This window comes from Mesorhizobium sp. GbtcB19, from assembly GCF_019091085.1.
Classification (GTDB): Bacteria; Pseudomonadota; Alphaproteobacteria; order Rhizobiales; family Rhizobiaceae; genus Mesorhizobium.
The window spans coordinates 95,730-113,322 of the sequence record NZ_JAGXJY010000010.1; the positions used below are offsets into that span (position 1 = coordinate 95,730).

Consider the following 17,593-nt stretch of genomic DNA (forward strand, 5'->3'; position numbering starts at 1 on the left):
CATTTTGTACATAATAGACAAAACAGACGAAATAGACAAGCATGGAGGCGTCGATGCGGGGCTGGGGCTGCTTTATCGACAGCCCGGCCAGCCTCCCCTATAAGGGCCGGAATCGCTACCAGACAGAGGCCTTCATGATCATTGTCACGGGCGGCGCCGGCATGATCGGCTCCAACATCGTCGCCGCGCTCAACGCCGAGGGGCGTGATGACATCGTCGTCGTCGACGATCTCACCGACGGCCACAAGATCGCCAACCTGGCCGACCTTCGCATCGCCGACTATCTCGACAAGGACGATTTTCTCGCCCGGCTCGAGGATGGCGCGCTCGGCCGCATCGAGGCCGTCTTCCATCAGGGCGCCTGCTCGACCACCACCGAGTGGAACGGCAAGTTCATGATGGAGGTGAACTACGCCTATTCGAAGCGGCTCCTGCATGCTTGTCTGAAACTGCGTATCCCCTTCGTTTATGCCTCCTCGGCTTCGGTCTATGGCGGCGGCAGCGAGTTCCGCGAGGAGCCCGACCTCGAGCGCCCGCTCAACGTCTATGCCTATTCGAAGAAACTCTTCGACGATTACGTCCGCCGCAACGTCTTCGATACCGACCATTCGCAGGTCGTCGGCCTGCGTTACTTCAACGTCTACGGGCCGCGCGAGGCGCATAAGGGCGCCATGGCCTCGGTCGCTTTCCATCTGTTCAACCAGGTCGAGCGTGGCGAGAACCCGAAACTGTTCGGCGCTTACGGCGATTTTGGCCCCGGCGAGCAAAGCCGCGACTTCATCCATGTCGGCGACGTCGCGGAGGTCAATCTGTGGCTGTGGAAGCGTGGTTTGAGCGGTATCTTCAACTGCGGCACCGGCCGCGCCCAGCCGTTCCGCGCCATCGCCGAAACGGTGATCGACACACTTGGCAAGGGCGAGATCGAGTTCATCCCTTTTCCCGATCATCTCAAGGGCAGCTACCAGAGTTTTACGCAGGCTGATATGTCCCGCTTGCGCGCGGCCGGCTACAATGGCCAATTCCGCACAGTCGAAACCGGCGTCAGGGACTATGTCGAATGGCTGAAGGCCCAACGATCCTCGTGATCGGCCCACGCTGGGTGGGTGACATGGTCATGGCGCAGTGCCTGTTTGCGGCGCTGAAGGAAAAACATCCGCATGCCGCGATCGACGTGCTGGCGCCGGCATGGGCGGCGCCCTTGGTCAGGCGCATGCCCGAGATACGCAGCCAGATCGACTTTCCGCTGATGCCGGGCGCGCTCGAATTCCGCAGCCGCCGCCGCTTCGGCCGCCTGCTGCGCGGCCGCTACGACATGGCCTATGTGCTGCCGGGAAGCTGGAAATCGGCGCTGATCCCGTTCTTTGCCCGCATCCCGCGCCGCGTCGGCAATCTGCGCGAAATGCGCTACGGCCTGCTGACCGACATCGTGCCGCTGCCCGATGCTCTCAAACGGCGCACGGCGCGGGCCTATTTCGGCCTCGCGCGCGGCGGCACGTTTCGCGCGCCGAAGCTTACCGTCGACAAGACCAACCAGGCCGATTTGCTGGCGCGGTTCGGGCTGACAGGCCGGAAATTCGTGGCGCTTATGCCTGGCGCCGAATTCGGTCCGGCAAAGCGCTGGCCGAGCGACCACTATGCCGGGCTTGCCCGGGACATAATGGCAAAGGGTTTGGGCGTCGTGCTGCTCGGCTCCAAGAACGACGCAGACGTGACTGGCGAGATCGCGGCACTTGCGCCGGGCGCCATCGACCTCGCCGGCAAGACGCGGCTGGAGGACGCCATCGACCTGATCGCCGCCGCGAAACTTGCGGTGTCGAACGACAGCGGGCTGATGCATGTCGCGGCCGCCGTCGGCACGCCGATCGTCGCCGTCTACGGTTCGACCTCGCCGGAGAACACGCCGCCGCTCAGCGAGCACTCCGAGCTGATCTGGCTGCATCTGTCCTGCTCGCCCTGCCACAAGAAGGTCTGCCCGCTCGGGCATCTCAATTGCCTGAAGACGCTTGACGTCGCGCGCGTCTCGGCCGCGGCCGACCGGCTGCTCAAGGTTCCGGCCGCCGCATGAAAGTGCTGATCGTCAAGACATCGTCGATGGGCGATGTCATTCATACGTTCCCCGCCGTCGAGGACGCGATCCGCAATCGCCCCGATATCAGTTTCGACTGGTGCGTGGAGGAGCCGTTTGCCGGGATCGTGGCGCTGCATCCGGCGATTGGAGTGATCCACAAGGTGGCCGTCCGGCGCTGGCGCAAGACGCTTTTCGACGGCGGCACATGGCGCGAGATGGCCGGGCTGCGCCGAGCGCTACGCGCCTCCCGCTACGATCTCGTCATCGACGCGCAAGGCTTGTTGAAGTCGGCCGTGGTCGCCATCCAGGCCGGCGCGCCGATTGCCGGCTTCGATCGGACAAGCGCTCGCGAGCCCTCTGCAACGCTGTTTTATCAGCGCAAATACGCCGTGCCGCGCGACCTGCATGCCATCGAGCGCACCAGGCGGCTGTTCGGCCTGGCGCTCGGCTATCAGCCCGACCTGTCGGTGCTCGCATCCGGCATCGTGCCGCCGGCCGGCGGCCTGGCCGGAGTTGATGGCAGAACCGCCTTCCTGCTGCACGGCACCAGCCGCGAAGACAAGAAATGGCCGGTCGAGGACTGGATCGAAACAGCGCGCCAACTGGCCGACCGGCACTTCACGCCGGTCGTCACCTGGTCGAATGAGGCGGAAAAGAAAGTGGCGGACGCCATTGCCGGTGCCGTGCCAAGGACGGTGCTGGTTGCGAAATCGCCGCTCGCGGATATCGCAGCGATCCTTGGCCGTTCGACGCTGGTCATCGGCGCCGACACCGGCCTCACCCACCTCGCCAGCGCCTTCGGCCTGCCGACGGTCGCCATCTTCCTGGCGACGGAACCGGGCCTCACCGGCCCGCGCGGACCGTTTGCATCGACCTTGCTGGCAGGATCCGGCGGCAAGGTCACGCCGGCTGAAGTGGTAGTGGAGGCTGAACGGCTGCTGGCGCAGCGCGCTATCTCCCCCCTTGTGGGGGAGAATGGATTTTCACGGCCTTAGCCGGAGCACTTCGCGGAGGCTAAGTCGTAGAAAATCCAAGAGAGGGGATTTCGTAGGGCGCCTGACCCTCGTTGCACAGCGCTTTTTCCCTCTCTTGCGATTTCTAACACTTAGCTTCGCTAAGATGTTGAAATCGCTATCTCCCCACGAGGGGGAGCTAAATAAACTGCACCTGGACGATCTCGTAGCCCCTGGCACCGCCCGGGGCGTTGACCTCGATGGCGTCGCCGACTTCCTTGCCGATCAGCGCCCGCGCGATCGGCGAGGAGATCGAGATGCGGCCGGACTTCACATCCGCTTCCTGGTCGCCGACGATCTGGTAGGTCTTCTTTTCCTCGGTGTCCTCGTCGACGAGCACGACGGTCGCGCCGAACTTAACCTTGTCGCCGGAAAGCTTCGAGACGTCGATGACCTCGGCGCGCGCGATCAGATCCTCGAGCTCGTTGATGCGGCCTTCATTGTGGCTCTGCGACTCTTTCGCCGCGTGATATTCGGCATTTTCCGACAGGTCGCCATGCGAGCGCGCCTCGGAGATCGCCTCGATGATACGAGGACGTTCCTCCTGCTGACGCCAGCGAAGTTCTTCCTTCAATGACGCGAACCCCTCGCCTGTCATCGGGACCTTGATCATATGCCTGGCCTTTCCTGCCGCCACCCCCGTTTTCGGGAGCAGCCTTGTCAATGGGTACAAAAAGAAAACGGTCCGGCAGCCTCGGGCTAACGGAGCCGTTTCACCACAATTTCCCCGAATATAGCGATCTTGGCGCGATTTTCACGTCCAAAAATGAAGTTCGGCAAATTGATCACCGCTTTCGCGAGGCCTCAGCCGGCGGCGGACAACAAAAAGCCGGCTGCGATAGCTCGCAGCCGGCTGGACCGGTGTCGGAGCCGTATCAGCTCCTCAGGAAATGATCGATCTGCTCGGACAGCATGCCGTATTCGCGCGAGCCCGTGCCGGTCCGCTTTTCGATTTCCTTGAGCTGTTCCTGAGCGCCGGCGAGATCGCCGATCTGCAGATGCGCCTCGCCGAGATATTCGCGCACCAGCGTGTAGTTCGGGTCGATGCGCAGCGCTTCCTCGTAATAGCCGAGGCCGACGGTGACGCGGCCCGAATGGCGATGCGAATAGCCGAGATAGTTGAGGATGCGCGGATCCTGCTTGTTGGCGGCGAGCGTCAGCACCGAGATCGCCTCGTCATACCGCCCTGCCATCGCCAGATCGTGGCCGGCCTCGTAGATGCTGTCGTCGTCCAGCATGCCATATTGCGGCTTTACGCATTTGTTCTTCTTCTTGTCCCAGACCTCGCCTTTCTTGCACTGGGTGGTGGTTTGGCCACCACTGCTGCCCGCACTGCCGCCACCTTCACCGGCCGTAAAGGCCGGCGCCACAAACAGCGGCAGCGCCGCAATGGCCATGACCTGAACAAGCAAACGTCTGCGCATCTAAGCCTCCTTGAGCGTGACAATGGCAGATTAACGCCGCCTCGGCGCGGTTTCATCCCGAAATGCAGGCGGATGCCAAACTATTTTGAACGGCGGGAGGAAAGCATTTACCTGCAGACGTGACGCGCGCTTTAATTCCGCTATCATCGGGCCGAGCGCATCACGTGGAGAAGGACCGTGCAGCAGCGCCTCGAACAGGAATGGGAACTTTCGATCGACCCGGACACGGTGCGCCTGTTCATCCTCAAGGCCAAGGCGCTGAGCGCCGCCGTCAACGAGGATTATGACGACGGGGCCGAACACGAAGTCGAATTCGATGGCGACGCCCATGCCAGCCATCACCATGACGGCCTTGTCGAGGAAGCCTCGGAAGACCTCACCGAGGAAGAATTCCGCGAGCTGATCAACGATCTCAACATCGACGAGGCGGCCGAGCTCATAGCGCTCGCCTGGGTCGGGCGCGGCGACTATGACGCGTCCGAGTGGGCGGATGCGGTGGCTGCCGCCAGGGAACGGCCCAGGAAGCGCACGGCCAAGTACCTGCTCGGCCTGCCGATGCTTGCCGACTGGCTGGAGGAAGGCCTTGAAGCCATCGGCGCGTAACGCGCCGGTAACCGATTGTGATCGGCAAGGCGGGTGAAGCAGGCAACCTCGCAACGCGACCGCCGTTTCGGGGCGATGGCAACGCTGAGCTTTTCACGGATTTGCAAATTGGCGCTGCCTCTGGCAGCCGCGGCCCTGCTGGCCACGCCAGCCATGGCCAAGCATCATCATCGGCATAAGAGGCACCTGCCGCCGGCCAGCCAGAGCGCTGCTCCCGCGCCGGAAACGCCCGGCGCGACGCCGGTTCCGGGGGCGCGGCCCCAGGATATGGAGAACGGCGCCGACAAATCCGGGGAAGGCAAATCGCGCGCAAACAGCGATGACGACCTCCTCAACCAGGAGAAGTCGCACCCGAAATGGGATGCCCGTCCGCCGCGTTCGAAGCGCACCGCATCCGAGCAACAGACGGAATCCGAGCCACTGACGCCGGATGTCGTGCCCACACCGCCACAGAAGCCCGTCGAACTCGAGCCGGAGCCACCGGAAACCGCGCCGCAACCGCCGGAAAAACCCACCCAGCCGGCGGAGGAAAAGATGCTTCCCGATCCGCGTTCCGCCGCCATGCCGGCCGACAGCGTGCCGGCGGACGAAACCGCATGTCGCGAGCGACTGAAGGCGCTTGGCGTCGAATTCGAGGAGCACAAGGCCGAGCACGATGCCGAGATCGGCTGCTCGATCCCCTACCCTGTCGTCATAAAGACACTCGGCAAATCCATTGGCATCAGTCCCGGCACCGAGCTCAACTGCCAGATGGCCGAGGCAGCGGCGCGCTTCATGGCCGACACCGTACAGCCGGCCGCGAAGGCCGAATTCCGGGCAGATCTCAAATCGATCAACCAGGCCTCGGCCTTCGTCTGCCGCCCGCGCCACGGCACGCGCAAACTGTCGGAACACGCCTTCGGCAACGCGCTCGACATAGCCAGCTTCACCTTGTCGGACGGCAAGAAGATCGAAATCGGCCCAGCGCCGCCGGAGAAGGACGGAAAATTCCTCGACGCGGTGCGCAAGGCCGCCTGCGGGCCGTTCAAGACGGTGCTTGGTCCGGGCGCCGACCCTGACCACGCGCTGCATTTCCATCTCGACCTGGAACCGCGCCGCCACGGCGGCACTTTTTGCCAGTAAAGACGACCTCGAAAGTTTCGGGTCGCGTACCGACAAGAACAGCGCCGCATTTCCGCCCCAGGCGTGAATGCCGGCGCTGATCTTTCCTTTACAATTGACGGTTAACCTTGTGCCATTCGGGGACAAGGACGCCTTTCAATGGCTCGAAGACTTGGCGCTATGCTGGTGGCGGCGCGACGGAGCAAGCGTGCGCGCGTCACGGCTGTCGGGCTGGCCGCCAGCGCTGCCATCGCCGCGATATCGGCCTGCACGACCGGCGACGTCTTTGCGCTGCAGCCGGCCGTCGATGTCGGCAGCCAGACCGCCGCCGTGCCGCAGCCCGACGCGCCGCAATATTCCGGCATGCAGCGTCTCGTGCCCTCCGATCCCTACATGACCCAGGCCGCCTATCCACGCATGGACGAGCCGATGTCGCCGGTCGAGCAGATGCCGGCGAGCGAAATCGACTGCCGCAACGAGCTGAAGCGGATGGGCGTCGTCTATCAGGACGTCCAGCCGATCCATGAGGGCCAGTGCGGCATCGATTTCCCGGTAAAGGTCTCGGCGATCGGCAACGTCGCCATGAAGCCGGCGGCAACGTTGACCTGCAACATGGCCGCCACCTTTGCCGCCTGGACCAAGAACGAGCTGCAGCCGGCCGCCCGCTGGCGCTATTTCTCCGGCGTCAAGGCGATCCACCAGGGCTCGAGCTATTCCTGCCGCAACATCGCCGGCGAAGGCGTGTTGTCCGAGCACGGCAAGGGCAACGCGCTCGACGTCATGAGCATCGAGCTCAACAATGGCGACGATATCGACGTGCGCAAGCCCGGCCTATTCGCCTTCCGCACCCGCGGCTTCCTCAACAATGTGCGCGCCGATGGCTGCGAATATTTCACCACCGTGCTCGGCCCGGGCTACAATTACGACCACCGCAACCATTTCCATTTCGACATCAAGAACCGCAAGAGCGGCTACCGCGCCTGCCGGTAGATCAGCTCTGCCGTTGAGCTTCGGTGGAAGCGATGATCTGCCGGGCGACCAGGTCCTGGATGCGCCAAAGGTTTCTGTCGCGGATCCCGCTCTCCTCCAGCTTGGCGACTGTTCGGAAAAGATACTGCGCCGAGGAGCCCCAATGCCCGGCGGCACGCGCCAGCGTATGCGCGACCTGCTCCAACGCCAGGCGGCCGGCATAGGCCCTGCCGTCAGGGGCCGCGACAAAAGCCAGAGCACGCAATGGTCCGTCCTTGGTCCGGAGCTTGATCCAGCATGGCACGTTGGTCGGCGGGTTCGCGTCTATTTCGCGTCGAAGCAGTTGGACGATCTGTCCAAAATGGTTCTCCTGCGGCAGCCGGTAGGCGATGCCATTGCAACTGCCTCCCCGGTCGAGCGCCAACATCAGCGCCGGCAATTCGCGCGTTCCACGCCAACGTGTCAGCTTCAGGCAGAATGAGCGGTGCCACCCTGGCGCTGTCGCCGGACGCTGCTCCACATAGGTGAACTCTGGATTCCAGATCAGCGAGCCATAGGCAAAGACCCAGATCGTCTCAGGTCGATATTGCGCGAGCAGTTGCTCGGCCAGACCGTCAAACTCGGCGTCGCTGTGCTCGCTTGTTCCGGGCTCGGGACCGGGATCGGGTTCCATGCGCTCGACCTTCGCGACAAGCTCGGCGGTCAGCGCCATTGTCCTGTGGCCTGTCTTTGTCGCCATTCCCCGCTCCCCGCTCAAGCGATAGCCGATGATAAACGCTCTCCAGATTGCTGGCCATTAATTTCCCATGATTGTCACGCAACGGGGTGCCGGACGGGGTCGGGCGGCATTCATGAGCCAACGCAGCTTGAGACGACGTGTGGCGATCTGGCTGGCGACGGTTTGCGCCTCCTATCTGGCGCTCGCCTATATCGCCGCACCGGAATTCTGGACATGGCGGGAGCGCGGCTTCCGCACAAAGCCGTTCGAGATGGTGACGCATACGCCGCAGGGCATTCCCGGCGACCCGATCAATGTCGGCCTTGTCGGTACCGAGAAGGAAGTCGTCCACGCTTTCGCCGTCGCCGGCTGGGATACGGCCGATGCCGTGACGCTGAGGACCGCGATCGACATCGGCGAAAGCGTGTTGTTTTCCCGCCCCTACCCGGACGCTCCGATGAGCCGCCTGCTGTTCGAAGGCCGCGCCCAGGATCTGGCCTTCGAGAAACCGGTCGGCGACAGCGCCGACCGGCGCCACCACGTCCGCTTCTGGCTGACCGACACCGTCGGCGACGACGGCCGCCCGTTCTGGCTGGGTGCGGCGAGCTTCGATCGCGGCGTTGGCCTCAGCCATGATACGGGCGCCGTCACCCACCATATCGGTCCCGACATCGACGCGGAGCGCACCTTCCTGATCGGCGACCTGCAGGCCGCCGGCCTGCTGGCATCGACCAGCCAGATACCGGGAATTGGCGCCACCAGGACGGGGCGCAACGGCGGTGGCGATCCTTACTTCACCGACGGCATGGCTGTGATCGGCGTGTTGAAGACGTTGCAGTGACGGTCGGCCCGCAATGCCGACGCCGCTTCCCGTTACGCGGTCGGCGGCACTCCCGGCGGCTTCAGGCTGTCCCTTATGGCTTTCGCCTCGCGGACCAGCGACGACCAATTCGAGCCCAGAAGCGCGATCAACTCCAGCGCCTGCGCCTCGGTAATACCGGTCTCCTCCAGAAGCTTCTGGACAAGGCCGTGTTTTGGGTTGAGCGCCAAAGGGTAATCCCCGATAAGCAGTTCTAACCATATCATTTGATATTGGTTCCACTCTATCCCCTTGATTTTTAATGAGCCGCTGTCGGGCACTTCGCGCGGTCGAGCCCCACATGGTTTGCAAATCGAGCCGCTCGCCGAGGATGCGTTTGCAGAACGGTCTTCCATCAGCCGGCCCCTCCAGCACCAAACCTGTCATCTTCCAAAAATACCGGCGGGCTATTTTCGAATGCACTGCAGCAATGCTATTGACCGCCCATGCTTTATGTTGAAATCGCTGTCGTTGCCGTCCTCATCCTGGTGAACGGCCTTCTGGCAATGTCCGAGCTTGCCATCGTCTCGTCGCGGCCGGCCCGGCTGAAGGCGATGATCGACCGCAACGTCAGGGGCGCCGGCCGGGCGCTGGCGCTGGGCTCGAACCCCGGCAAGTTCCTGTCCTCGGTGCAGATCGGCATCACGCTGGTCGGCGTGCTTTCGGGCGCGTTTTCGGGCGCGACGCTCGGCGAAAGGCTGGCGCAATATCTGGCCTCGACCGGCATCCGCGAAACCATCGCCGACCCGGTCGGCGTCGGCATCGTCGTCGCCATCATCACCTATGCGTCGCTGATCGTCGGTGAGCTGGTGCCGAAGCAGATCGCGCTGAAAGACCCCGAGCGCGTCGCCGTCCGCGCGGCACCCGCAATGACCATCCTTGCCACCGTCTCGGCGCCGCTCGTCTTCCTGCTCGACCTCTCCGGCCGCGCCGTTCTGTGGCTGCTCGGCCAGGCCGGCGAAGCGGAAGAGAAGGTCACCGACGAGGAGATCAAGATGCTGGTCGCCGAGGCCGAGCATCACGGCACGATCGAATCCGACGAGCGCCGCATGATTGCCGGCGTCATGCGCCTCGGCGACCGCGCCGTGCGCGCCGTCATGACGCCGCGCACCGAGGTCGACTGGCTGAACCTGCAATCCGACGAGACCGCCGTCAAAAAACTTTTGATGGATACACAGCACTCCCGCCTGCCCGTCGGCGACGGCAATGTCGACGCCATGGTCGGCGTCATCCAGACGCGCGACGTGCTGGCCGCCCTTCTCGCCGGCAGGGTATTGGATCCGCGCCAGCATGTGCGCGCCGCCCCAATCGTCCATGATCAGGCCGATGCGCTCGACGTCCTGCAGAAGCTCAGGGAATCGGACGTGCCGATGGCTCTGGTCCATGACGAATATGGCCATTTCGAAGGCATCGTCACGCCGGCCGATATCCTCGAAGCCATTACCGGTGTGTTCCGTTCCGACCTCGAGGCCGGCGAGGAAGAAAACGCCGTCAAGCGCGAGGACGGCTCCTGGCTGCTCGCCGGCTACATGCAGGCCGACGAGATGGCCGAGGTGCTTGGCATCGACCTGCCCGAGAACCGCGACTACGAGACCGTCGCCGGCTATGTGCTGTCGCATCTCCACCATCTGCCGGCGACCGGCGAATGCGTCGACGCGCAAGGCTGGCGCTTCGAGGTGGTCGACCTCGACGGCCGCCGCATCGACAAGCTGATCGCCACCCGCCTGTCCGATGGCCATCGCCCGGTGGCACGCTGAGCGGCCGGCAAAGTTCGGTCGGGGCGGTTGACGCCGTCGTCAAGCTTCGCTTTCCTCACTTATGATTGACTGCCTCAAAGCTTCGAAGCGCTGCAAAAGCGTCTATATCGGCAACCATGGATGCATCGAGCGACCACGCGCTGAACGACGAGCTTCTCTCTGACATCCAGCGTCTGTCCTTCGACTATTTTCTGAAAGAGGCGAATCCGGTCAACGGCCTGGTCGCCGACCGCAACACCGCGGCGTCGCCCGCCAGCATAGCCGCCGTTGGCCTCGCTCTGTCGTCTTATCCGGTCGGCGTCGAGCGCGGTTTCATGACGCGCGCCGCCGCGGTCGAGCGGACGCTCGCCACGCTTCGCTTCTTCTGGAATGCGCCGCAAGGGCCGGAGCCCGACGCCACCGGTTACAAGGGCTTCTACTACCATTTCCTGGACATGCGGACCGGACGCCGCGTCTGGAACTGCGAATTGTCCACCATCGACACCGCGCTTCTGCTTGCCGGCGTGCTGACCGCCGGCGCCTATTTCGATGCCGACGACGAGTTCGAGGCGGAAATCCGCCAGCTTGCCGACGCGCTCTACCACCGCACCGACTGGCGCTGGGCGCAGAATGGCGGCGCCAACGTCACCCATGGCTGGCGGCCCGAAAAAGGCTTCCTGCGCTACCGCTGGGAAGGCTATGACGAGGCGCTGATCCTTTACATGCTGGGCCTCGGCTCGCCGACTTTTCCGCTGCCGCCCGAGAGCTACGCCGCCTGGCTGTCGAGCTACAAATGGAAGAAGATCTATGGCCTGGAGCTGATCTATGCCGGCCCGCTCTTCATCCATCAGTTCTCACATATCTGGATCGATTTTCGCGGCATTCGCGACGCCTTCATGCGCAATGTCGGCAGCGACTATTTCGAAAACAGCCGCCAGGCGACCTTTCTCCAGCGCGACTATGCCATCCGCAATCCGAAGGGTTTTACCGGCTATGGCGAGAATTGCTGGGGCATCACCGCCAGTGACGGACCGGGCCTGCAACCGAGCCAGGCCGGCGGGCGCCGCTTCTTCACCTACCTGGCCCGCGGCGCGCCTTTCGGCCCCGACGACGGCACGCTGTCGCCCTGGGCGGCGATCGCCTCACTGCCCTTTGCGCCGGAGATCGTGCTGCCGACGCTGCGCTACTTCCACGAGATCGACCTGCATGACGGCAATCCCTACGGCTTCACCGCGAGCTTCAATCCGACGATCGCCGACGCCGGCGGCCGGCCCTGCGGCTGGGTCTCGCCGGACCATGTCGGCATCAACCAGGGGCCGATCGCGCTGATGATCGAGAATTACCGGTCGGATTTCCCGTGGCGGCTGCTGCGCGGTGTGCCGGCCATCACCACAGGCCTGCGGCGGGCCGGATTTTCGGGCGGCTGGCTGTAGGAGCGAGCCGGCGCGCGCTTTGGTGGCTCGCTGAGCTGGGCCGACGACCGCTATTCCGTCCATGGCCAGTTTCTGGCGCGCGCCAGCCTCGAGGATTTCGGACAGCCGTTCCTTCGGCGGCTCGGTCGGCTTCAGCGTGAAGTGGTAGATCCCGCCGAAGTCACTTGCTGTCGCTTCGGGTCTGCTCAATGCGCGTCCGGTGGCGGCGCCTTGGGCGTCACGTTGCGCAGGAACGGAACCAGCGCGGTCGCGATGACGAAGGCAACCATGATGACCAGGAACGCATCGGCATAGGCCATGGTCGAGGCCTCGCGATAGGTGAGCTGCCAGAGCTGCTTCAGCGCCGCGGCGTGGCCGTCGTCGATGGCGCCAGGCAATTGTCCGTAGCGTCGCGCCACGTTGTCGACGAGGTGCATGGCTGCCACGTTCTGCGGCGTCAGATGCGAAGCGATCGTCAGGAAATGGAAGTTGGTGCGGTTGTTGAGGATCGCGCCGCAAATGGCGATGCCGACCGCGCCACCGAGATTGCGCATGGTGTTGAACAGGCCGCTGGCATATTTCAGCCGTTCCGGCGGCAGGCTGCCGAGACCGAGATTGACGCTAGGCGCCACGGCAAAGACCTGCGGGAAGCCGCGGAACAGTTGCGGGATGAGCAGCTCGGCCGAGCCCCACTGGCTGGTGATGGCGGAAAAACTCCACATCGACGCGCCGAAGGAGGCCAGCCCGAACATCATCAGCCAGCGCGTGTCGAAGCGCTTGGCGAGGAAGATGTAGACCGGAACGCCCACCATCGAGGCGACGCCGGTGGAAAATACCGCCAGCCCCGTTTCAAGCGCGTTGTAGCCGCGCACATAGCCGAGGAACAGCGGCGTCAGATAAATCGTGGCGAAGATGCCGATGCCGGTGATGAAGGACAGGAAGCAGCCGATGGCGAAATTTCGGTTGCCGAAAGCGCGGAAGTCGACCACCGGCTGCGCATAGGTCAGGCTGCGGATGACGAACAGAATGAGCGTGATCACGGCGACGACGGCGCCGTTGCGGATCGTCGCGTCGTCGAACCAGTTCCAGCGCGAGCCCTCCTCGAGCACGTATTCCGCCGTGCCGAGGCTGACCGCCATCAGCGCCATGCCGATATAATCCGCGCCCTTCAGCAGTGACGGATCGGCTTTGTCGATCTTGACCAGAAGCGCAACGAGGATGGTGATGACCACCCCGGGGACGACATTGACGTAGAACAGCCAGTGCCAGTTCAGCGTGTCGGTGATCCAGCCGCCGATGACGGGGCCGAGCGTCGGCGCGATCGAGGCGATGCTGCCGACGACGGCGGCGGCATAGACGCGCCTTGGACCCTGGAAATAGTGGAAGGACGAAGTGAACACCGTCGGGATCATCGACGCGCCGAGCAGCCCCTGCAGCGCCCGAAACACGATCATGCTTTCGATGTTCCAGGCAAAACCGCAAAGCATGCTGGCAAGCGTGAAGCCGGCCGCCGAGATGGTGAAGAGCCATCTGGTCGAAAAGACGCGGGTGAGCCAGCCCGACAGCGGGATGACGATGATCTCCGCCACCAGGTAGGAGGTCTGGACCCAGCCGATCTGGTCCTGTGCGGCCGACAGGCCGCCGCCGATATCCTGCAGCGAGGAGGCGACGATCTGGATGTCGAGCAGCGCGATGAACATCCCCACGCACATCACCATGAACGGCAGGATGCTGGCGAGGAAGGATTGCGGGGCGGCCGGCGCTGACATGGCGCCCTCAGTGCGATCCGGTATCGACCGTGACCACCGTCGACAGGCCCGGCCGCAGCGCGACCTTGCCCGCCTGGTCGGCGTCGATGGTGATCCTGACCGGCACCCGCTGCACGATCTTGGTGAAATTGCCGGTCGCATTCTGCGGCGGGATGACGCTGAAGATCGCCCCCGTCGCCGGCCCCAGGCTGGTGACGTGGCCCTTGAGCGGCCGGTCGGGAGCGACATCGGCATAGACCGTGGCGGCCTGGCCATCGGCCATGGCGCGCAGCTGGTCTTCCTTGAAATTGGCGTCGACCCAGAGGCCCGAGGCCGGAACGATGGTCAAGAGGTAGCTGCCCGGCGAAACATAGGTGCCGACCTGCGCCAGCCTGTTGCCGACGATGCCGTCGATCGGCGAGCGGATTTCCGTGAAGCCCAGATCGAGCTCCGCCGTATCGAGATCCGCCTTGGCGGCCGCGACTTCCGCCGTCGCTTCCGAAATCTGAGTGTTGAAGACGTCGAGCTGCTGTCTCGACGCCGCAAGCGCTGCCCGCGCGGCCGTGACGGATGCCTGCGCCTGGCCGTCGGCGGCGGCGCTCTTTTGGGCATCCTGCTGCGAGCCGGTCCTGGCGCTGGCAAGCACCGCGTAGCGCTTGGCGTCCTGGGCGGTGAAGAGTGCGGCGGCGCTCTTGGCCTCAAGATCAGCCTTGGCCTGCTCGATCAGCGAGTTCTGCAGCGACACCTGGGCACGCAGATTGTCGAGCGCCGACTGCTTCTGCTCAACCGATGCCTGCGCGCGTTCCAGCGCCGCCTTGAACGGCCTGTCGTCGATGCGGATGACGGGCTGGCCGGCGGCGACATGCTGGTTGTCCTCGACCAGCACCTGGTCGATATGTCCGGCGACGCGCGGCGCCAGCGGCGTGACATTGCCGCCGACATAGGCGTCGTCCGTCGTCACCAGGAAGCGGTTGGCCTGCCACCACTCGAAGCCATACCAACCGGCGCCAGCGATCGCGACCAGCGCGGCGCCGAGCAGCAGCGGCTTGCGCCGCTTCCTGGCTGGTTTCGGAAGATCAACGACCGTGCTCTGCAATTCGGCCGGGGAAAGAGCCTTGTTCATCTTCTTCGCGCCTCTTCCTGGCCGCCATCGCTATTCTCGACCAGCGGAAGGCCCGAACCTTCGGTGCTGAAACGGTAGCGCTGCCGCATTCGGTCGGTGGCCATCGGGGCGGTCGCTATGGCGAAGCCGCCGCCGTCCAGCTCCCTGCCGGTCTCCCGGTCGACCAGGACCGGCTCGGCCCAGCGCCCGTCCGCCTTGTCGACCACGACCAGGCTCGGGCCTTCGGGCGCCAGATGCCGGTTGCCCCAGGCAAGAAGGGTGAGCAGCACCGGCCGGAAATCGCGGGCCTTGGCGGTCAGCACATATCCATGGCGAAGCGGCCGCTCGCAGTAGGCGCGCTTTTCGAACAAACCGCGCTCGACCAGGCTGTTCAGCCGCCGCGTCAGGATGTTGGGCGCGATATCGAGGCTCTTCTGGAACTGGTCGAAGCGCGTGAGGCCCTGAAAGGCGTCGCGCAGCAACAGGATGCTCCACCATTCGCCGACCTCGTCGAGGCTGCGCGCGATAGGGCACGGGCGCGTTTCGAAGCTCGTCCTGGCAACCATCTTCGTGACTCACTTTCAATATGCAAGTCACAAATAGCTGAGTTGGTTGCATTATGCAAGTCACTATGCGACGGGACACTAAGGACCGGCCGACACGAAGTCGTGAGCCTATCCTTCTGGCGCTTTGCCGATGGGGACAGCACTACGCCGACGAGTTGGACGAACAGGCGCATCTTGCCGATGGCATCATCAGGCCAAGACAAGCCACTAAGGCTCCCGCAAATTAAAAAGGGCGGCGCAAGCGCCGCCCTTCGGGAGGATGATGTCTGTCGTGGCTCAGGCGGCCTGGGCTTCGCTGGCGATCGCGTCGGCGGCGCGGGCGGCCTTGAGCACCTTGGCCCACCAGGCGACGTCGTTGACCAGCGCGGACGCAGCCTGGTTCAGATGCTCGAGGTCTTCGAGCTTCTTTTCGCCCTGGCGCACAGCCAGGAAATCGCCCCAGGCGATATGCACGGCCGACTTGACCGGAGCCATCTGCAGCTCGACGGCGATCAGGCGGAGCTGTTCGACCGCGCGCGCGCCGCCGACCGAGCCATAGCCGACAAAGCCGGCGGGCTTCTTGTTCCATTCGTTGGCGGCGTAGTCGATGGCGTTCTTCAAGACACCGGTCGGGGCGTGATTATACTCGGCGGCGGTGAAGATGAAGCCGTCGAACTCGGCGACCTTCTTCTGCCAGCGCTGCGCCACTTCGTTCTGCGACGGCGCCCAGGCGGAGGATGCGACCTCGTCGAAGAAGGGCAGCGGCCAGTCGCGCAGGTCGACGATCTCGACATCGATGTCGGCGTGCGACTTGGCGATCTTGGCAATCCACTGCGTCGGGACGTCGGCGAAGCGGGCGGCGCGCGTCGAACCGACGACAATGGCGATTTTGGGCTTGGACATAAGGGGCTCTCCTTGGGGGATTTCTGGTATCGTTTGGATACCGGCGCTATATGTGATACTGACAAATCGGCGCGCAAGGAGGCACGTTTTTGTTACTGAGGCACCCGCACAACACCGAGGACTGTCGAGCCGTGTCGGAAATCCTGCAACGGGTCGGCGACAAATGGACCGTGCTCGTCGTCGGCAAGCTCGGCGGCGGAGCGATGCGGTTCAATGAATTGCGCGCCGCCGTCGGCGGCATTTCGCAGAAGATGCTGACCACCACCTTGCGCGGTCTGGAGCGCGATGGTTTCGTCACGCGGAAGGTCTTTCCGACCATTCCGCCGCGTGTGGATTACGAGCTGACCGAGCTCGGCCATGAGCTGCTCGTGCCCGTCGGCGCGCTCGGCGAATGGGCGCGCAAGAACACCAATCGGGTGCAGGAAGCGCGCGCCAGATTCGATGGCCTGCAGGCCTGAAACCCTTGTAGTTCAAAGGTTTCTGAACCATTGGATGAACCGTGCGGCTCTGCGCCGGCCATGTCGCACCTTCCGGCTTTGATCAGATCCGCTGCGGCCTCACAGCTGGTCTCGCTGGCGTCGCCGCGCGACCGCCTCGACAAGGGCGACTGTCTTTAGCCGACCACCGATCAGGCGCTTGAAGCGGTGCTGCCGCAGCATGCCGTCGAGCAGTTCTCCGGCTGCGCAGCCTTCTTGTCGACCGCCTTGAGACCTCGCAGGCACGCGACGCGCGGAAGGTCTTTCCGGACCTCCATATAGGCCGTTATGCCAAGCAGGCAGACCAGGGCGACGAGGGCTGCCACGAGCCACCCGTTCAGCATATGTTGACGCATTGTCTTCCCTCCCCGCACCCGCAGACTGGGCGGCGAAGGCAACCATTCGATGTCGCGAAGCGCATCTCGCGCGCCAGCGTTGTTACAGAACGCAGATTTGGGAGAATCGGGACCGGTCAGCTCTCGGCCGGAACCGGCTTCGGCTTGCCCTCGCCGTCGAGCGCCACCATGACGAAATCGGCATGGGTGACCTTTTCCATCAGGTCGGAAAGGTAGCGCTGCGCCCAGGCCTCGACCTTAAGCACCATCGAGGTGCGGCCGACGCGCTCGACATGGGTGTAGATGCAGAGCGTGTCGCCGATCTTCATCGGCTTGGCAAAAGACATCTCCTTGACCGCGGCGGTGACCACCCGGCCCTTGGCGCGCTCGGCGGCGCGGATGCCGCAGGCAAGGTCCATCTGCGCCATCACCCAGCCGCCGAAGATGTCGCCGGCGGCATTGGCGTCGGAGGGCATGGCGAGCGTCCTCAAGGTGAGATCGCCAAGCGGCTTGCCGTCCGCGTAATGCACCATGGGGAAGTCCTTCAGCCGCTGCTTTCCTGAACCCGTACCAATGCGGTT

General features: G+C 64.1%; 20 protein-coding genes and 1 pseudogene. 11 read left to right on the forward strand and 10 right to left on the reverse strand.

Translation table 11 applies throughout. The features are described 5' to 3' along the window. The first annotated feature begins 134 nt into the window (after positions 1-134). Genes rfaD through waaC form a run of 3 tightly spaced genes read left to right on the forward strand, consistent with a single transcriptional unit; the run spans position 135 to position 3,063 of the window. Positions 135-1,085 carry an ADP-glyceromanno-heptose 6-epimerase gene (gene rfaD / locus KVT37_RS18410; RefSeq protein ID WP_217575621.1) on the forward strand — a complete coding sequence of 317 codons (951 nt, stop codon included), beginning with the start codon at positions 135-137 and terminating at the stop codon, positions 1,083-1,085. Further along, a complete protein-coding gene (gene waaF, locus KVT37_RS18415) occupies positions 1,058-2,065 on the forward strand; it encodes a lipopolysaccharide heptosyltransferase II (RefSeq protein ID WP_217575623.1) in 1,008 nt (335 codons plus the stop codon). The genes rfaD and waaF overlap by 28 nt, the downstream gene beginning before the upstream one ends. Further along, positions 2,062-3,063, forward strand: coding sequence for a lipopolysaccharide heptosyltransferase I (gene waaC, locus KVT37_RS18420; RefSeq protein WP_217575625.1), 1,002 nt, complete (start codon positions 2,062-2,064; stop codon positions 3,061-3,063). Before waaF ends, waaC begins: the two co-directional genes overlap by 4 nt. A gap of 157 nt (positions 3,064-3,220) precedes the next feature. Here the strand turns inward: waaC and greA are convergent, their stop codons facing one another. Continuing rightward, positions 3,221-3,694, reverse strand: coding sequence for a transcription elongation factor GreA (greA, locus tag KVT37_RS18425; protein ID WP_027168132.1), 474 nt, complete (start codon positions 3,692-3,694; stop codon positions 3,221-3,223). 262 nt (positions 3,695-3,956) lie between these two features. Next, positions 3,957-4,505: a tetratricopeptide repeat protein gene (locus KVT37_RS18430; RefSeq protein ID WP_217575627.1), complete on the reverse strand. Its 549-nt coding sequence runs from the start codon at positions 4,503-4,505 to the stop codon at positions 3,957-3,959. A gap of 177 nt (positions 4,506-4,682) precedes the next feature. On the opposite strand from KVT37_RS18430, the gene KVT37_RS18435 reads away from it, so the two are divergent. From KVT37_RS18435 to KVT37_RS18445, 3 genes are all read left to right on the forward strand, one after another. Beyond that, positions 4,683-5,108, forward strand: coding sequence for a DUF3775 domain-containing protein (locus tag KVT37_RS18435; RefSeq protein WP_217575629.1), 426 nt, complete (start codon positions 4,683-4,685; stop codon positions 5,106-5,108). Between the two features lie 114 nt (positions 5,109-5,222). Continuing rightward, the gene (locus tag KVT37_RS18440) at positions 5,223-6,230 is read left to right on the forward strand and encodes an extensin family protein (RefSeq protein ID WP_254634123.1); all 1,008 of its coding nucleotides are present in this window, start codon (positions 5,223-5,225) and stop codon (positions 6,228-6,230) included. Positions 6,231-6,368: 138 nt separating this feature from the next. Further along, a complete protein-coding gene (locus KVT37_RS18445) occupies positions 6,369-7,199 on the forward strand; it encodes an extensin family protein (RefSeq protein ID WP_217575631.1) in 831 nt (276 codons plus the stop codon). 1 nt (position 7,200) lies between these two features. On the opposite strand, the gene KVT37_RS18450 is transcribed toward KVT37_RS18445, so the two are convergent. After that, entirely contained in the window at positions 7,201-7,890 is a 690-nt protein-coding gene (locus KVT37_RS18450) for a gamma-glutamylcyclotransferase (RefSeq protein ID WP_217575633.1), read from the reverse strand. Positions 7,891-8,029: 139 nt separating this feature from the next. On the opposite strand from KVT37_RS18450, the gene KVT37_RS18455 reads away from it, so the two are divergent. Further along, positions 8,030-8,737, forward strand: coding sequence for an LssY C-terminal domain-containing protein (locus KVT37_RS18455; protein WP_217575635.1), 708 nt, complete (start codon positions 8,030-8,032; stop codon positions 8,735-8,737). A 32-nt stretch (positions 8,738-8,769) separates the two neighbouring features. Here the strand turns inward: KVT37_RS18455 and KVT37_RS18460 are convergent, their stop codons facing one another. Continuing rightward, complete coding sequence (locus tag KVT37_RS18460) at positions 8,770-9,111, reverse strand: hypothetical protein (RefSeq protein ID WP_217575637.1); 342 nt, start codon at positions 9,109-9,111, stop codon at positions 8,770-8,772. A gap of 90 nt (positions 9,112-9,201) precedes the next feature. Here KVT37_RS18460 and KVT37_RS18465 point away from each other — a divergent pair, with 90 nt between their 5' ends. Then, positions 9,202-10,512 (forward strand): hemolysin family protein, encoded by a 1,311-nt coding sequence (locus tag KVT37_RS18465; protein WP_217575639.1) that lies wholly within the window; start codon positions 9,202-9,204, stop codon positions 10,510-10,512. A 116-nt stretch (positions 10,513-10,628) separates the two neighbouring features. Then, a complete protein-coding gene (locus KVT37_RS18470; protein WP_217575641.1) occupies positions 10,629-11,924 on the forward strand; it encodes a glucoamylase family protein in 1,296 nt (431 codons plus the stop codon). A 185-nt stretch (positions 11,925-12,109) separates the two neighbouring features. Here KVT37_RS18470 and KVT37_RS18475 read toward each other — a convergent pair whose 3' ends face one another. From KVT37_RS18475 to KVT37_RS18485, 3 genes are read right to left on the reverse strand one after another with little or no spacing between them, the layout of a single operon-like run. Beyond that, positions 12,110-13,672: a DHA2 family efflux MFS transporter permease subunit gene (locus KVT37_RS18475; RefSeq protein ID WP_217575643.1), complete on the reverse strand. Its 1,563-nt coding sequence runs from the start codon at positions 13,670-13,672 to the stop codon at positions 12,110-12,112. A gap of 7 nt (positions 13,673-13,679) precedes the next feature. Then, positions 13,680-14,774 carry an HlyD family secretion protein gene (locus KVT37_RS18480; protein WP_217575645.1) on the reverse strand — a complete coding sequence of 365 codons (1,095 nt, stop codon included), beginning with the start codon at positions 14,772-14,774 and terminating at the stop codon, positions 13,680-13,682. Further along, positions 14,771-15,319 (reverse strand): helix-turn-helix domain-containing protein, encoded by a 549-nt coding sequence (locus KVT37_RS18485; protein ID WP_217575646.1) that lies wholly within the window; start codon positions 15,317-15,319, stop codon positions 14,771-14,773. The genes KVT37_RS18480 and KVT37_RS18485 overlap by 4 nt, the downstream gene beginning before the upstream one ends. 98 nt (positions 15,320-15,417) lie before the next feature. Between KVT37_RS18485 and KVT37_RS33485 the strand changes: the two are divergent. Continuing rightward, positions 15,418-15,546, forward strand: a pseudogene (locus KVT37_RS33485) (transcriptional regulator); the annotation flags it as partial. Positions 15,547-15,595: 49 nt separating this feature from the next. Here the strand turns inward: KVT37_RS33485 and KVT37_RS18490 are convergent. Beyond that, positions 15,596-16,201 (reverse strand): NADPH-dependent FMN reductase, encoded by a 606-nt coding sequence (locus KVT37_RS18490; RefSeq protein WP_217575648.1) that lies wholly within the window; start codon positions 16,199-16,201, stop codon positions 15,596-15,598. 89 nt (positions 16,202-16,290) lie between these two features. On the opposite strand from KVT37_RS18490, the gene KVT37_RS18495 reads away from it, so the two are divergent. Continuing rightward, complete coding sequence (locus KVT37_RS18495) at positions 16,291-16,659, forward strand: helix-turn-helix domain-containing protein (protein ID WP_217575650.1); 369 nt, start codon at positions 16,291-16,293, stop codon at positions 16,657-16,659. 170 nt (positions 16,660-16,829) lie between these two features. On the opposite strand, the gene KVT37_RS18500 is transcribed toward KVT37_RS18495, so the two are convergent. Both KVT37_RS18500 and KVT37_RS18505 read right to left on the reverse strand, forming a co-directional pair. Then, complete coding sequence (locus tag KVT37_RS18500; RefSeq protein ID WP_217575652.1) at positions 16,830-17,033, reverse strand: hypothetical protein; 204 nt, start codon at positions 17,031-17,033, stop codon at positions 16,830-16,832. A 116-nt stretch (positions 17,034-17,149) separates the two neighbouring features. Next, a complete protein-coding gene (locus tag KVT37_RS18505; RefSeq protein ID WP_042646168.1) occupies positions 17,150-17,545 on the reverse strand; it encodes an acyl-CoA thioesterase in 396 nt (131 codons plus the stop codon). Positions 17,546-17,593: the final 48 nt, after the last annotated feature.

What these genes read in the sequence shown, in the direction of transcription:
- KVT37_RS18500 (WP_217575652.1), bottom strand. Translation starts at nt 17,033, where the DNA reads ATGCGTCAACATATGCTGAACGGGTGGCTCGTGGCAGCCCTCGTCGCC.
- KVT37_RS18475 (WP_217575643.1), bottom strand. Translation starts at nt 13,672, where the DNA reads ATGTCAGCGCCGGCCGCCCCGCAATCCTTCCTCGCCAGCATCCTGCCG.
- KVT37_RS18490 (WP_217575648.1), bottom strand. Translation starts at nt 16,201, where the DNA reads ATGTCCAAGCCCAAAATCGCCATTGTCGTCGGTTCGACGCGCGCCGCC.
- KVT37_RS18505 (WP_042646168.1), bottom strand. Translation starts at nt 17,545, where the DNA reads ATGGTGCATTACGCGGACGGCAAGCCGCTTGGCGATCTCACCTTGAGG.
- rfaD (WP_217575621.1), top strand. Translation starts at nt 135, where the DNA reads ATGATCATTGTCACGGGCGGCGCCGGCATGATCGGCTCCAACATCGTC.
- KVT37_RS18480 (WP_217575645.1), bottom strand. Translation starts at nt 14,774, where the DNA reads ATGAACAAGGCTCTTTCCCCGGCCGAATTGCAGAGCACGGTCGTTGAT.
- KVT37_RS18455 (WP_217575635.1), top strand. Translation starts at nt 8,030, where the DNA reads ATGAGCCAACGCAGCTTGAGACGACGTGTGGCGATCTGGCTGGCGACG.
- KVT37_RS18460 (WP_217575637.1), bottom strand. Translation starts at nt 9,111, where the DNA reads ATGGAAGACCGTTCTGCAAACGCATCCTCGGCGAGCGGCTCGATTTGC.
- KVT37_RS18465 (WP_217575639.1), top strand. Translation starts at nt 9,202, where the DNA reads ATGCTTTATGTTGAAATCGCTGTCGTTGCCGTCCTCATCCTGGTGAAC.
- waaF (WP_217575623.1), top strand. Translation starts at nt 1,058, where the DNA reads ATGGCTGAAGGCCCAACGATCCTCGTGATCGGCCCACGCTGGGTGGGT.
- KVT37_RS18485 (WP_217575646.1), bottom strand. Translation starts at nt 15,319, where the DNA reads ATGGTTGCCAGGACGAGCTTCGAAACGCGCCCGTGCCCTATCGCGCGC.
- KVT37_RS18470 (WP_217575641.1), top strand. Translation starts at nt 10,629, where the DNA reads ATGGATGCATCGAGCGACCACGCGCTGAACGACGAGCTTCTCTCTGAC.
- waaC (WP_217575625.1), top strand. Translation starts at nt 2,062, where the DNA reads ATGAAAGTGCTGATCGTCAAGACATCGTCGATGGGCGATGTCATTCAT.
- greA (WP_027168132.1), bottom strand. Translation starts at nt 3,694, where the DNA reads ATGATCAAGGTCCCGATGACAGGCGAGGGGTTCGCGTCATTGAAGGAA.
- KVT37_RS18445 (WP_217575631.1), top strand. Translation starts at nt 6,369, where the DNA reads ATGGCTCGAAGACTTGGCGCTATGCTGGTGGCGGCGCGACGGAGCAAG.
- KVT37_RS18450 (WP_217575633.1), bottom strand. Translation starts at nt 7,890, where the DNA reads ATGGCGCTGACCGCCGAGCTTGTCGCGAAGGTCGAGCGCATGGAACCC.
- KVT37_RS18430 (WP_217575627.1), bottom strand. Translation starts at nt 4,505, where the DNA reads ATGCGCAGACGTTTGCTTGTTCAGGTCATGGCCATTGCGGCGCTGCCG.